At 71.0% G+C, this 13,032-nt stretch carries 11 protein-coding genes and 2 pseudogenes; 8 read left to right on the top strand and 5 right to left on the bottom strand.

Annotated elements, in window-relative coordinates:
- Positions 1-1,616: 2-oxoacid:acceptor oxidoreductase subunit alpha (locus ABZ915_RS48345; RefSeq protein ID WP_361817757.1), on the top strand; the 1,616-nt coding region annotated here is incomplete at its 5' end.
- Positions 1,606-2,655 carry a 2-oxoacid:ferredoxin oxidoreductase subunit beta gene (locus ABZ915_RS48340; RefSeq protein WP_361817754.1) on the top strand — a complete coding sequence of 350 codons (1,050 nt, stop codon included), beginning with the start codon at positions 1,606-1,608 and terminating at the stop codon, positions 2,653-2,655. The genes ABZ915_RS48345 and ABZ915_RS48340, both read left to right, overlap by 11 nt.
- 12 nt (positions 2,656-2,667) lie before the next feature.
- Here the strand turns inward: ABZ915_RS48340 and ABZ915_RS48335 are convergent, their stop codons facing one another.
- Together ABZ915_RS48335 and ABZ915_RS48330 are read right to left on the bottom strand one after the other, a co-directional pair.
- On the bottom strand, positions 2,668-3,051 hold the full coding sequence (locus ABZ915_RS48335; protein ID WP_361817752.1) for a DUF2871 domain-containing protein: 384 nt from the start codon (positions 3,049-3,051) through the stop codon (positions 2,668-2,670).
- 425 nt (positions 3,052-3,476) lie between these two features.
- A complete protein-coding gene (locus ABZ915_RS48330) occupies positions 3,477-4,301 on the bottom strand; it encodes a helix-turn-helix transcriptional regulator (RefSeq protein WP_361817749.1) in 825 nt (274 codons plus the stop codon).
- A 165-nt stretch (positions 4,302-4,466) separates the two neighbouring features.
- Between ABZ915_RS48330 and ABZ915_RS48325 the strand changes: the two genes are divergently transcribed.
- Positions 4,467-5,507 carry an aldehyde reductase gene (locus ABZ915_RS48325; protein WP_361817746.1) on the top strand — a complete coding sequence of 347 codons (1,041 nt, stop codon included), beginning with the start codon at positions 4,467-4,469 and terminating at the stop codon, positions 5,505-5,507.
- A 140-nt stretch (positions 5,508-5,647) separates the two neighbouring features.
- Here the strand turns inward: ABZ915_RS48325 and ABZ915_RS48320 are convergent, their stop codons facing one another.
- The 3 genes from ABZ915_RS48320 to ABZ915_RS48310 all read right to left on the bottom strand — a co-directional run bounded on the left by ABZ915_RS48320 (position 5,648) and on the right by ABZ915_RS48310 (position 9,087).
- Positions 5,648-7,138, bottom strand: coding sequence for an AAA family ATPase (locus tag ABZ915_RS48320; protein ID WP_361817743.1), 1,491 nt, complete (start codon positions 7,136-7,138; stop codon positions 5,648-5,650).
- A 137-nt stretch (positions 7,139-7,275) separates the two neighbouring features.
- Positions 7,276-7,743, bottom strand: a complete 468-nt coding sequence (locus ABZ915_RS48315) for a hypothetical protein (RefSeq protein ID WP_361817740.1) — start codon at positions 7,741-7,743, stop codon at positions 7,276-7,278.
- 276 nt (positions 7,744-8,019) lie between these two features.
- Positions 8,020-9,087: an alpha/beta hydrolase gene (locus tag ABZ915_RS48310; RefSeq protein ID WP_361817737.1), complete on the bottom strand. Its 1,068-nt coding sequence runs from the start codon at positions 9,085-9,087 to the stop codon at positions 8,020-8,022.
- Positions 9,088-9,190: 103 nt separating this feature from the next.
- On the opposite strand from ABZ915_RS48310, the gene ABZ915_RS48305 reads away from it, so the two are divergent.
- The 5 genes and pseudogenes from ABZ915_RS48305 to ABZ915_RS48285 form a co-directional block, all read left to right on the top strand.
- On the top strand, positions 9,191-9,973 hold the full coding sequence (locus ABZ915_RS48305) for a TetR/AcrR family transcriptional regulator (RefSeq protein WP_361817734.1): 783 nt from the start codon (positions 9,191-9,193) through the stop codon (positions 9,971-9,973).
- A 109-nt stretch (positions 9,974-10,082) separates the two neighbouring features.
- Positions 10,083-10,637 (top strand): XRE family transcriptional regulator, encoded by a 555-nt coding sequence (locus tag ABZ915_RS48300; protein WP_361817731.1) that lies wholly within the window; start codon positions 10,083-10,085, stop codon positions 10,635-10,637.
- A gap of 80 nt (positions 10,638-10,717) precedes the next feature.
- Positions 10,718-11,866, top strand: a complete 1,149-nt coding sequence (locus ABZ915_RS48295) for a cytochrome P450 (RefSeq protein ID WP_361817728.1) — start codon at positions 10,718-10,720, stop codon at positions 11,864-11,866.
- 60 nt (positions 11,867-11,926) lie between these two features.
- A pseudogene (locus ABZ915_RS48290) lies at positions 11,927-12,592 on the top strand (methylmalonyl-CoA mutase family protein); the annotation flags it as partial.
- 120 nt (positions 12,593-12,712) lie between these two features.
- Positions 12,713-13,032: pseudogene (locus tag ABZ915_RS48285) on the top strand (2-oxoglutarate ferredoxin oxidoreductase subunit alpha); the annotation flags it as partial.

The following is a 13,032-nucleotide window of genomic DNA, read 5'->3' as shown; positions in this document are numbered from 1 at the left end:
ACGTGCTCGTCGCGATGAACCCGGCCGCCCTGAAGGCGAACATCTCCGACCTGCCGCGCGGCGCGGAGATCATCGTCAACACCGACGAGTTCACCGACCGGGCCCTCCAGAAGGTCGGCTACGCCGGCAACCCCCTTCAGGACGGCTCGCTCGACGGCTACCACCTCCACCCGGTGCCGCTGACGACCCTCACCATCGAGGCGTTGGAGGAGTTCGGCCTGTCCCGCAAGGAGGCCGGACGCAGCAAGAACATGTTCGCGCTGGGGCTGTTGTCGTGGATGTACCACCGGCCGACGGAGGGCACGGAGAAGTTCCTGAAGTCGAAGTTCGCGAAGAAGCCGCAGATCGCGGCGGCGAACATCGCCGCGTTCCGGGCGGGTTGGAACTTCGGCGAGACGACGGAGGACTTCGCGGTCTCCTACGAGGTCACCCCCGCAAGGGAGTTCCCGCCCGGCACCTACCGCAACATCTCCGGCAACCTCGCCCTGGCCTACGGCCTGATCGCCGCCTCCCGCCAGGCGGACCTGCCGCTGTTCCTGGGCTCGTACCCGATCACACCGGCCTCCGACATCCTGCACGAGCTGAGCAAGCACAAGAACTTCGGTGTGCGGACGTTCCAGGCCGAGGACGAGATCGCGGGGATCGGGGCGGCGCTGGGCGCGGCGTTCGGCGGCTCGCTGGCCGTGACCACGACCTCGGGCCCCGGCGTGACCCTGAAGAGCGAGACCATCGGCCTGGCGGTCTCCTTGGAACTCCCGCTGCTGGTGGTGGACATCCAGCGCGGCGGGCCCTCGACGGGCTTGCCGACCAAGACCGAGCAGGCCGACCTGCTCCAGGCGATGTACGGCCGCAACGGCGAGGCGCCGGTGCCGATCGTCGCCCCCCGCACTCCGGCCGACTGCTTCGACGCGGCACTGGAAGCCGCCCGGATCGCGCTGACCTACCGGACGCCGGTGATGCTGCTGTCCGACGGCTACCTGGCCAACGGCTCCGAGCCCTGGCGGATTCCCGAGCCGGCCGAACTCCCTGATCTGCGCGTGCGGTTCGCGTCGGGCCCGAACCACACCCTGGACGACGGCACCGAGGTGTTCTGGCCCTACAAGCGGGACCCGAAGACCCTGGCCCGTCCGTGGGCGGTGCCGGGCACGCCGGGCCTGGAGCACCGGATCGGCGGGATCGAGAAACAGGACGGCACGGGCAACATCTCCTACGACCCGGCCAACCACGACTTCATGGTCCGCACCCGGCGCGCGAAGATCGACGGCATCGAGGTGCCCGACATCGAGGTCGACGACCCGCACGGCGCACGCACCCTGGTCCTGGGCTGGGGGTCCACGTACGGGCCGATCACGGCGGCCGTCCGCCGGCTGCGCGCAGCTGGAGACCCCATCGCGCAGGCCCACCTGCGCCACCTCAACCCCTTCCCGAAGAACCTCGGTGAGGTCCTCGCCCGCTACGAGCGCGTCGTGATCCCCGAGATGAACCTCGGCCAGCTCGCCCTGCTCATCCGGGCCAGGTACCTGGTCGACGCCCACTCGTACAACCAGGTCAACGGCATGCCGTTCAAGGCGGAACAACTCGCCACCGCGCTGAGGGAGATCACCGATGCCTCTTGAAGCCCTTTCCCTCGTGCCGAAGGCGCAAGCCCAGCAGTCGATGAAGGACTTCAGGTCCGATCAGGAGATCCGCTGGTGCCCCGGCTGCGGGGACTACGCGATCCTGGCGGCCGTGCAGGGCTTCATGCCCGAGCTGGGCCTGGCGAAGGAGAACATCGTCTTCGTCTCCGGGATCGGCTGCTCCTCCCGCTTCCCGTACTACATGAACACCTACGGGATGCACTCCATCCACGGCCGCGCCCCCGCCATCGCCACCGGCCTCGCCACCAGCCGCCGCGACCTGTCCGTGTGGGTGGTGACCGGTGACGGCGACGCGCTGTCCATCGGCGGCAACCACCTCATCCACGCCCTGCGCCGCAACGTCAACCTCAAGATCCTGCTGTTCAACAACCGGATCTACGGCCTGACCAAGGGCCAGTACTCCCCGACCTCCGAAGTCGGCAAGATCACCAAATCCACGCCGATGGGCTCCCTAGACTCCCCCTTCAACCCGATCTCCCTCACCGTCGGGGCCGGGGCGTCCTTCGTGGCCCGCACCGTCGACTCCGACCGTGAACACCTCACCGGCGTGCTGCGCGCGGCGGCCGCCCACCGGGGCACGGCGCTGGTGGAGATCTACCAGAACTGCAGCATCTTCAACGACGGCGCCTTCACCGCCCTGAAAGACAAGCAGCAGGCCCAGGAGGCGGTCATCCGCCTGGAGCACGGGCGGCCGATCCGCTTCGGCCCGGACGACACCCGCGGCGTGGTCCGCGACCGGCGGACCGGTGACCTGGAGGTCGTCACCGTGACCCCCGACAACCAGGCCGACGTCCTGGTCCACGACGCCCACGCCACCTCCCCGACCACCGCCTTCGCGCTGTCCCAGCTGGCCGACCCGGAGACCCTGCACCACACCCCCATCGGCGTCTTCCGCGACATCGACCGCCCCGTCTACGACACCCTGATGGCCGACCAGCTCGACACGGCCGCCGAGCGCCACGGCGACGGCGACCTGGCCGCCCTGATGACCGGCGGCGACACCTGGCGCGTTGGCTGACGCGGACCTGCCTCAGACGGACGTCCCGGCGCGCTCCGGCTCGCCGGCCGGCGGCTGCTCCTGAACCGGCTCCTTCAGCCGCTTGCCGAGCAGCACGAACAGCAGGATCAGCCCGACCGTCAGCAGGATGTGGCCGACCCCGGCCACCGCGGGCACGACCTCCGGGACGTCGTCACCGAGCACGGTGAGGCAGCCGTGCACGCCCATCATGCCCACGGTGACCGCGATGCCCGCGTTGTAGAACCAGAACAAGTACGTGAAGAGCTTCGTTCCGGACAGCTGGAACTGCTTGTCGAGCGCCAGGACGATCAGGAAGCCCAGCATGCCCAGCGCCAGCAGATGCGTGTGCATCAGCGCGAGCTGGGTGTCGCCGGTGAAGTCCTCGGCAATCTCCATCGCCTGGCGCGAGCGCGATGACCGCCTCCACACCGGCGCCCGCACCGCGCTCGCTCTCCTGATCAAGGACGCGCACACCGAGCCGTACGAGGGGGACGTGCTCGACTGGCCGTCCTGGCGGACTTTCACCGCTGCTCAGGCCGACCCGCACCTGACCATGGCGGGCCTGAACCCGGACCCGTGGGCCATCGGCCACTCCACCCCGACGACGGCCGCTGTCCTCCAGCAGGACGGCACGATCCTCGCCGACCGGCCCGACTCCCCGCCCCTCGCGGTCCTGCGGGACTGGCTTGCCGCCTGGGAGGCCGCCGGACGCCCCGCGCCCGAGACCTACACCGCTGACGATGACGTCCCGCAGGGCCGCGACCCGGCGCGAGCCTTCCATCCGCATGCTCGCGGGGCGCTGTGGGTGGGGCGCGACGGGCTCAGGCCAACTGCTTGGTCATCGACTGGAGCAGGACCAGCTTGTCCTCGTCGGGAGTGTCGGCGGCGGGATGGAAGGCAACGAGCATCATGCCGTCGGTTCCGGTGATGTGGAGTTTCTCCCGGCTGAGGGTGATGTCCCCGATCTGCGGATGCTGGAAGCACACGGTCGCACTGCCACGGGGACGTACGTCGTGCCGGGCCCAGAGCTTTTGGAAGAGCGGGCTGGCGAGGGAGAGTTCCCCGACGAGTTCGATGCAGCGCGGGTCGTCCGTGTCTGTGCCGACTGCCTCGCGGAAGCCGGCCAGCAGCGCTGCCGCGGCCCCTTTCCAGTCGGAGAACAGGCTCTGTTCGCCGGGATCGAGGAACACGTCCCGCAACCGGTTGCCGCCCGTCACGAGGCGTGGGGAGAGGGCGGTGGCGAGCGGGTTGGCGGCGAGGACGTCGAGGTAGCGTCCTTCGACGAAGGCGGGAACGGGCAGCAGTGACAGAAAGCGCGCCGTGCTGGGCGGAACCGTTTCCCGTCGACGGCGACGGGCACGGCGAGGACGGTCGGCGGTCAGGCCGAAAAGGTAGGACCTGGTGTCGTCGTCAAGGCGCAGGACGCCGGCGAGGGACTCGAGGACCTGTAGGGACGGGCGGCGGTCCCGGCCGCGTTCCAGGCGCAGGTAGTAGTCGGCACTGATGCCGGCCAGCATGGCCACTTCCTCACGCCGCAGCCCCGGTACCCGGCGCACGCCCACGACGGGGATGCCTGCTTCCTCCGGGGTGACGAGCTCGCGCCGAGCTCGCAGAAATTCTCCCAGCAGGTTCGGCTGTTCACTCATAACCCGCACGCTATGCCGCCTCCAGCTCGCGTGAGGGGGCCCTGCCACTCCCCTGGATGCACAGGGAACTGGCTGGCCACTCCGGCCGGGGCAAGGATCGAAGCATCACGATCTACCGGCTGCCGCCAGGCTGGCCACGAACCCTTGGAAGTGAGGGCGGGCGCAATGCCGATCCCCGAACAGCGTGTCCTCGTCACCGGCGGGTCCGGCTTCATTGCCGGGCACTGCATCCTCCGGCTGCTCGAGCAGGGACACCTCGTGCGTACCACCGTCCGCTCCTTGGAGCGTGAATCCGCTGTGCGTGCGGCCCTCACCGACGCCGGGACGAACCGCTGCGAGCGTCTCGGCTTCGTCGCCGCCGACCTGACAAGCGATGCCGGATGGGCCGACGCCGTGAGCGGATGCGATTTCGTCCTGCACGTGGCCTCGCCCGTACACACCGGGAAGGTCAAGAACGAGCAGGACGTCATCGGCCCGGCCCGCGAGGGCACCCTGCGCGTGCTGCGCGCAGCACGCGACGCGGGCGTCAAGCGGGTGGTGATGACCTCGGCGTTCCACGCGGTCGGCTTCGGCCACAAGCACACCGACCGCACATTCACCGAAGACGACTGGTCGGTGCTCGACGGACCGGGCGTGGACGCCTATGGCAAGAGCAAGATTCTGGCGGAGCGCGACGCCTGGGACTTCATGGCCGCGCAGGGCGGCACCATGGAACTCGTGACCATGCTGCCGGTCGCGGTCATGGGCCCCGTGCTGGGCACGCAGATCTCGGGCGCCGGCCACATCGTGCAGCGCAGCCTCAGCGGCGACATGCCGGGCTATCCGAACATGTGGGTCCCCATCGTCGACGTCCGTGACGTGGCTCAGGCCCACGTCGCAGCCATGACCAGCCCTGCTGCCGCCGGGCAGCGGATCCTGCTCGCCGGTGGACCGGCGCTGTCCATGCTCCAGATCGGATCGATCCTGCGATCGCATCTCGGCGACGCCGCTCACCGGGTGCCGATCCGCACCATCCCCAACATGGTGGTCCGGCTGGCCGCTGTCTTCTCCCCGGAGTTCCGGCCGGTCGCGGCAGACCTCAACTATGTCAAGAAGGTGTCGGACGACCGGGCACGTCGTGTACTGGGCTGGCAGCCCCGGTCACCGGAACAAGCCATCATCTCCTCCGCCCGCAGCATGCTCGCCAAGAACCTCATCAAGAGCTGACCGTCGCGAGCCCGCCTGGCCGTGCCGCGGTCGACACCGGCGACATCAGACCCGGCACGCAGCCCTGCGAACGCGGCCGACGTCCACCACACCGGCATGACCGCGTCGACCTCGCAAGCCCATCAGGCCGGATCCGAAATTCAGGCTATGACGGCAGCGGCCCGCGCCCCCTGGACCAGGGCCGCCGGGAGTTCGGCGCGGCCCTGGACGCGCAGCTTGCGGTAGATGCGGGTCAGGCGCTGTTCGACGGTGCTCACCGACAGCAGCAGGGCCGTCGCGATCTGCCGGTTGGTCAGTCCCCGGGCGGCCAGCGCCGCCACGCGCTGCTCGGGACCGTTCAGCGGCTCCCGCTCCACGATCCGCGCCGCCGAGTCGGGCCACACGGAGATCTCCGTCAGCCGCAGCTCGACGGCGGTCCGTGAGGTGGCGTCGGGGCAGACGTCATGGGCGAGTTCGAGGATCCGTTCGGACTCGTCCGGCCGGCGCTGTGCCAGCAGCTCCTCGGCGAGGTCCCGCAGCACCTCCAGGTCGCCGGGCCGGGCGGGCCGCCGTATCCCGTCCGCGATCGGCGCGAGGAAGTGACCGGCCACCACGGAAGCCGTGGCTCCGGTCTCGCGCAGCGCCAGCGCGGCACGCCGGTGCAGACCCGCGCGGGTACGCGGGGGAGTCCGCTCCAGTACGACGTCCCGTACCACCGGGTGCCGGAAGCGCAGCCCGTCGAGCAGCCCGCAGGAGCGCAGCGCGGCGAGCCCCGGCACCTCGGCGCCGGCGCCGGCGCCGACCAGCCGGGCGAGGACCGGCTCGGCCGCGCGCTCACCCAGGATCGCCACCGCGCGGGCCGAGGCGACGGCGGCCGGTCCGCTGTGGGCCAGACAGGTGGCCACGGCCGCGGCGAACGGCCCGTCGGGCGCCACCGTGACCGCCCCCGCCGGATCCGCCGTGGAGTCCGCCGCCTGCCACTCCTCGGTCAGGGCCCGCAACAGCAGCGGATTGCCCCCGCTGATGCGGTACAGCTCGGAGACCGCGCCCCGCGAACGGCCCGCGACCGCGTCGGACGTCTCCTGGAGCGACAGCGGGCCCAGCGTGATCCGCCGGACGTGCGGCCGGCCCGTCAACTCGGTGACGAACGCCGCGTCGTCGGCCGAGGCCTGCGCGGAGACGGCGACGACCAGCAGCACCGGGGCGGGCCGGGCGTGCTGGGCGAGGTGACGCAGGTAGCGCAAGGACTGTGGATCGGTGTGCTGTACGTCGTCCACGCAGAGCACCACCGGGCCGTCCGCGGCGAGGGCGCACAGCTGCGCACAGAACTCCGCCCCGGCCTCCTCGCGCCTCGGCAACGCGAACACGGTCGCGGTGCCCGCGAGTTGCCGCAGCACGCCGAGCGACACCCGGCGGCCGTCCTCGGTGGCGGCGGCGGTGAGCACCAGCGCCCCCACGGCGGCGGCCCGTTCGGCCACGGCCGCCAGCAGATGGCTCTTGCCGCAGCCTGCCGCCCCCTCGATCACCACCACCCGGGACCGTCCCACCGCGCAGGTGGCGAGGACCGTCTCCAGAGCACCGGCCACCGATGTCCTGTCCGCCGCCTCCGTCATGAGCCGCCCCTTCACCGCAGTCGCCGAACGTCCGCTCATCCGGGACAGGATCGGGGGAGCGCCTCTAGACCGGGTCGAGAGCCGACGGAGGTACCTCCGACCGGGCCCCGCCCGAAAACGCCGAAGCCCCCGCGGCGGCCTCGAAGGCCGGCGGGGGCGTCTCGGTGGGGCGTACCTCAGACAGCGGCGACGGTGGGCCAGCCGATGCTGTCGGTGCTGTTGGTGGAGGCGGCGGTGACGGTCGGCCAGCCGATGCCGTCGGTGGACTTGGCGGACGCGGCGGTGACGGTCGGCCAGCCGATGTCGTCCGTGCCCTCGGCGGACGCGCTGACGACGGTGGGCCAGCCGATGTCGTCCGTGCCCTGGGCGGAGGCGGCGGTGACGGTCGGCCAGCCGATGCCGTCGGTGGACTTGGCGGAGACGGTGGTGACGGTCGGCCAGCCGATGTCGTCCGTGCCCTCGGCCGAGGCGGTGACGGCGGTGGCGGTCTTCGGCCAGCCGATGGAGTCCGAGGCGGTGACCGACTTCGCCGTGGTGGGCCAGCCGATGGCCTGCGTGGCGGCGCTGCCGACACCGGCGGTGGCGAAGGCGGTGGCGGCGACGGCGGCGGCGGTGGCGGCGATGCGGGCGGCGATGCGGTTCATGGCTGGCTCCTCGGTGACAACTTCGTGTTCGTTGCTTGGCAACCTCTTGCCTAGAAGGTTGGCAACGAACTCTCGTGAATCACTGGGGAATTGATGGAGATACGCTCGACATGCGCGCCAGAAGCGCCTCAGAACGCTGGACAGCCCGTCAGGGCTGGCCTGGAGTGGTCCCGGTGAATGGCCTCTGACCTGCAAAGACAAGGCCTCTCGATGCGAGGCGAATCCGTCTGGCAAAACTTGGCAACTCCTCGGAAAGGAAGCCAGGACGAGCGGGAATCATTTGCCAAGAACCGGCCGCACCTTGCCCAGCATCAGCTCGAGGAACCGGTCCGGGTGCCGGAAGGCCGCGAAGTGGCTGGCGTCCTCGATCAGCGCGAAGTCCTTGACCGGCGCCGTGACGTCCTCGAAGAAGCGCCGGGCCGGCTCCGGCGGGGTGAGGGCGTCGCGGTCGCCCTGGAAGAGGAAGAACGGCAGCCGGAACTCGGTGCCGTCGGCCCGCTCGTCCACCGTCATGGCCTGCGGGCCCAGCCGCTCGGTGAAGCTCATGCCCTTCAGGTAGGTGCGCAGGCCGCGCAGCGTGTGCAGGGGTGAGAACCACAGCGAGCGGATCACCACGGTCTTCATCGTGTCGTAGCTGAGCGGGTCGGTCGTGATGACCAGTTTGTTGAACTCCGACCACTGCCCGGCGCTCCACGCCTTCCGGTCCGCCCCCATCGCGGCGACGGCGGCGTACTCCTTGCGCTTGCCCGCCTTCCGGAGCCGGCCGAGCAGCGCGTCGTACGCCTCCCGCTCCCGCCCGCCGGCGATGACGTTCTGGTCGGTGCCGACGTAGGCCGAGTACAGCTCGGGGTGGTTGCGGGCCAGGCGCAGGCCGGTGACCGTACCGAAGGAGTTGGCGACCAGCAGGACCTTGTCGACGCCGAGGCGGGCGCGGACGTGCCCGGTGACCTCCAGGGCGTCCCGGTAGTACCGCTCGAGGCTCATCTCGCCCTGCCCGTCCGGGCCGCCCTGGGCGAAGGTCAGGCCGGAGCCCCGCATGTCCCAGCGCACGATCGTGAAGTGCCGCTCCCAGGCGCGGGTGCGCGGGATGAATATCTGGTTGGAGGCGCCGGGGCCGCCGTGGATCTCGAGGACCACCGGGTTGTCGCGGTCCTCGCCGCGCACGGAGATCCACTGGTCGATGCCACCGATGCGGACGTACCCGGACTCGTCGATGCCGTTCGGCGTGGTGATGGCGAGGTGCCTCGCGTTGGCCGCGCGCTTGAGCTGCCGGTAGCCCAGCAGACCGGCGGCGGGAGCGGCGACCAGGGTGGCGGCCGAGGCGGTGAGGACGGTGGCGAGCATGACGTACTCCCTAAACTGTTTATGTCGTCAGCAGTTGTGTTTACGGTATATACAGTTGGAGTCGGGAGTCAACCGGCTCCGCCCGCCGACCGAGAGGACCGTCATGCCGAGGGGTACCGCGAAGAGCACGGACCGGGACAAACCGCGCGACCTGCGGGCCGGTGTCGCCCTGCTGTGGGGCGAGCAGGACCAGCCCACCCGGGGGCCCAAGCCGAGCCTGTCGCCCCAGCGCATCGCCACCGCGGCGGTGAAGCTCGCGGACGCCGAGGGACTGGACGCCGCGTCGATGAACAAGGTCGCCGCCGAGTTCGGGGTCTCGGCGATGGCGCTGTACCGCTATGTGCCGGGCAAGACCGAACTGGTGGAGCTGATGGTCGAGTCCGTGCTCGCCACCCCGCCGGACCTGTCGGAGCTGGCCGGCGACTGGCGGGCGGCCGCCAAGGAGTGGACCCGCAGCTCCTGGCAGGTGCACGAGGCCCACCCCTGGCTGCTGGCCGCCACCGCGATGCGCCGCCAGGTCATGGGCCCCAACCAGCTCGGCTGGCTGGACGCGATCCTCGGCGCCCTGGCCCCGACCGGCCTGTCGGCGGCCGAACTCCACCAGGTCTTCCTGCTCCTCGTCGGACTGGTCCGCAACCTCGCCCAGCAGCTCGTCGACTTCGACGCGGAGCACAGCCGCGAGTTCACCCGCCTCACCGCCGAACTCCTCGACCGCCACGCCGACCGCTTCCCGGCCCTCACCCGGGCCATCGCCGACGGCTACTTCGCCCCCACCCCGATCGACCCGCTCGACTTCGCCCTCGACCGCGTCCTCGACGGCGTCCAGCCGCTCATCGACCGGGCCGCGGCCCCACCTGCGCCGTCGGCCGGCCGCGCCGGGCGGTAACGTCTGCGGCGGCAGGCAGCCGACGGGGCACGGCAAGTCGACACGACAAGTCGACACGGCACGACGACACGGCAAGACGACACGACACGACGGAGAACGGGACAGCGCGATGGTCGATATCGGGGACACTCTCGACGAGGCCGCCGCCGAGCACTTCACCCGCCCGCTCCCGAAGTCGGCGCAGGCCCAGATGCGTTTCCTGGTACGGCAGCTGAAGGGCACCAGACCGGTGGCCGAGCTGCTGGGCATCTCGCAGCGCACGGTCGAGCGTTACGTCAAGGGCCAGCTGAAGCGCCCCCGCCGGGACCTCGCCGACCGGCTCACGGCCGAGACCCGCAGACGGTGGCAGCCGCGCGTCCGGGACCGGGCCCGGCAGCAGGCCGCCGCCACGGGCGGCATCTTCGTGTCGACCCGGGCCCGCTTCGGCTTCACGGCCGCCCCCGGCACCACCGACGACCCGCGCGTCCGGCACATCAACCAGGCGCTGCCCCCCGAGTACGCGGCCCGCCTGTTCGCCGCGCAGGACGCCGGCGCCACCGAGCGCCAGCTGCGCGACATCCTGGCCGAGGGCCTCGGCGAGCTGTACTTCCGCGACGCCGGCCGCCGCGCCCGGGGCCTGGCGGTGGAGTTCACCGACATCGAACAACTGGAGCTGGGCTTCTAGCTTCGTCAAACGCCAGCGACGGGCATCCGTGGGCAAGCATGATCAGAGGTGTTCGCTTCCGACGCTCATCCGGAGGTTCCATGTCCGACGCGATCACCCCGTTCGTTCCCACCGAACGGGGCATCACCGAACACAAGCAGGCGCACGCCGAATTACGGGCGGCCGGTCCACTGGTGCAGGTGGACGCACCCGCGGGCGGCCCGGTCTGGATCGTCACCGAGGAAGAACTCGCCAGGCAGGTGCTGACGGACGCGCGCTTCGTCAAGGACCCGGCCCTGGCACCGGCGGACTGGGACCGGCGGATGGCCGGCCTCGAGCGGCCCGCCGCCGAGCAGACCTCGTTGACCACACTCGACGGCCCGGAGCACGCACAGCTGCGCAAGGCGCACGCGCCGATGTTCTCGGCACGCGGCATCAGCCGCTACTACGACCGGATGGTCGCCATCGCCCGCGAACTCCTCGCGGAACTCGCCGACTCGGTGCCCGCGGGCCGTCCCGTCGACCTCACCGTCGACTTCAACACCCGCTTCCCGGTGTCGGTGGTGTGCGAGGTGCTCGGCGTGCCCGCCAAGCACGTCGACCAGGCGATGAACGCATGCCGGGACATGTTCAACCCCGATCCCAACGCGGCCATGGCGGCCATGGCGGCCTTCAACGAACTGGCCGACGCCGCACTGAACGCGGGCGACGGGGTCGCCGCCGAACTGCGGGACCGGCTGCCCGACACCACCGTGGAAGACCTGCGCTACTTCATCTTCCTGATCATCTTCGCCGGCCAGCCGACCATGGACGCCTCCCTGGGCTACCTGGTCGCCAACCTGCTGGAGCACGGCGTCTCCGGCAGCGACCGCAAGGCGCTCGACGGGTTCGTCCAGGAGGTGCTGCGGAGCCACCCGCCGGCCCCGTTCACCCTGTGGCGCTTCACCTCCGTGGAGGTGGAACTGGCCGGGGTCACGCTGCCCGCGCGGGCGCCCGTACTGGTCGACCTCTTCGGCATCACCGTCGACCCCGACCGCCGGACCGGCCCGGACCTGGTGTTCGGCGCGGGCGCGCACTACTGCGTCGGCGCGCAGCTCGCGCTGTTCCAGATGCGCGCCCTCACCGAGGTGCTCACCGACACCTACCCCGACGCCCGCCTCGACGTCCCGTTCCCCGAACTCCGCCAGACCGACATCGGCGGCACCATGGGCAGCAGACTCAACACCCTGCCGGTCGTCCTGCAAAACTAGGTTTTCTTTAGTCCCCGCCCCCACCGTGGCGCGATGGACCAGCTCGGGACGCGGGAGTCCTTCGGTACGGCGGTCGAGTCCAACGCGCGCTACCGGCGGCTGCTGGCCGGCGGCGCCACGGGCCTGACCGTCGTCTTCGACCTGCCCACCCGCCTGGGCCACGACTCCGACGCGCCGCTCGCGCACGGCGAGGTCGGCCGGACGGGTGTGGCGGTGGACTCGGTCGACGACATGCGCGTGCTGTTCGCCGGGATCCCCCTGGACCGGGTACCGACGTCGATGACGATCGGCGCCCGGACAGCAGGGCTGCTGCTCCTCTACCAGGTCGTGGCCGAGGAACAGGGCGTGGCGGCCGACCGGCTGACGGGCACCACGTACGTCCTCGCGTCCCGGCCGCCGTCGCGGCCGGCCGGGGACCTCCTCGCCTACTGCCGGGCGGAGCTGCCCCGCCGAGCCACCGTCCCGGCGATCCCGCCGCCCGCCGGTCCCCGGTCCCCGCGCGCCGACCCCGTCGTCGCGGCCCGGCAGGCCGAGCGCCTGGCCAAGCTGCGCGCCTGGCGGTGCGACGAGCGGGTCGCCGCCCTGCTGACCGCGGTGCGCCTGGCCGCCGAGGGTCAGGACAACGTCCTGTACCCGATGAAGGAGGCACTGGCCGCCGGGGCCACGATCGGCGAGGTGAGCGACACCCTGCGCGGTACGCCCACGACGGCGCAAGCGCCTTTTTAACGCGTCTGACTAGCGTCCAGCCAGGTGTACGACCTGCCCCGCACCGCACGGTGACAACAGAGACAAAGCACGGAGACAAAGGGGCTGTCCGCCGCCGGACCGACAGGAGCCGATACACGTATGTCTGTGGAAACCACCGCGCCGCCCGCACCCGGAACGGCGACACCGCCCTTCAAGGAGATCCGCCGTCTGGGCCGGGTGGTCATCCGGTTCGCCGGGGACTCCGGCGACGGTATGCAGCTCACCGGTGACCGGTTCACCTCGGAGACGGCGTCCTTCGGCAACGACCTGTCGACGCTGCCGAACTTCCCTGCCGAGATCCGCGCCCCCGCAGGAACGCTGCCCGGCGTGTCGTCCTTCCAGCTGCACTTCGCCGACCACGACATCCTCACCCCGGGTGACGCGCCGAACGTGCTCGTCGCGATGAACCCGGCCGCCCT

Source organism: Streptomyces sp. NPDC046915 (assembly GCF_040644935.1).
In the GTDB taxonomy this organism is placed as follows: Bacteria; Actinomycetota; Actinomycetes; order Streptomycetales; family Streptomycetaceae; genus Streptomyces.
Note: the sequence above shows the minus strand (reverse complement) of the source record. Positions and strands in the feature narration are given on the sequence as shown.

Excerpts from the sequence above, each read along its gene's own strand:
- ABZ915_RS48340 (WP_361817754.1), top strand. The coding sequence starts at position 1,606 with ATGCCTCTTGAAGCCCTTTCCCTCGTGCCGAAGGCGCAAGCCCAGCAG.
- ABZ915_RS48305 (WP_361817734.1), top strand. The coding sequence starts at position 9,191 with ATGCCGAGGGGTACCGCGAAGAGCACGGACCGGGACAAACCGCGCGAC.
- ABZ915_RS48325 (WP_361817746.1), top strand. The coding sequence starts at position 4,467 with ATGCCGATCCCCGAACAGCGTGTCCTCGTCACCGGCGGGTCCGGCTTC.
- ABZ915_RS48335 (WP_361817752.1), bottom strand. The coding sequence starts at position 3,051 with ATGGAGATTGCCGAGGACTTCACCGGCGACACCCAGCTCGCGCTGATG.
- ABZ915_RS48330 (WP_361817749.1), bottom strand. The coding sequence starts at position 4,301 with ATGAGTGAACAGCCGAACCTGCTGGGAGAATTTCTGCGAGCTCGGCGC.
- ABZ915_RS48320 (WP_361817743.1), bottom strand. The coding sequence starts at position 7,138 with ATGAGCGGACGTTCGGCGACTGCGGTGAAGGGGCGGCTCATGACGGAG.
- ABZ915_RS48300 (WP_361817731.1), top strand. The coding sequence starts at position 10,083 with ATGGTCGATATCGGGGACACTCTCGACGAGGCCGCCGCCGAGCACTTC.
- ABZ915_RS48315 (WP_361817740.1), bottom strand. The coding sequence starts at position 7,743 with ATGAACCGCATCGCCGCCCGCATCGCCGCCACCGCCGCCGCCGTCGCC.
- ABZ915_RS48310 (WP_361817737.1), bottom strand. The coding sequence starts at position 9,087 with ATGCTCGCCACCGTCCTCACCGCCTCGGCCGCCACCCTGGTCGCCGCT.
- ABZ915_RS48295 (WP_361817728.1), top strand. The coding sequence starts at position 10,718 with ATGTCCGACGCGATCACCCCGTTCGTTCCCACCGAACGGGGCATCACC.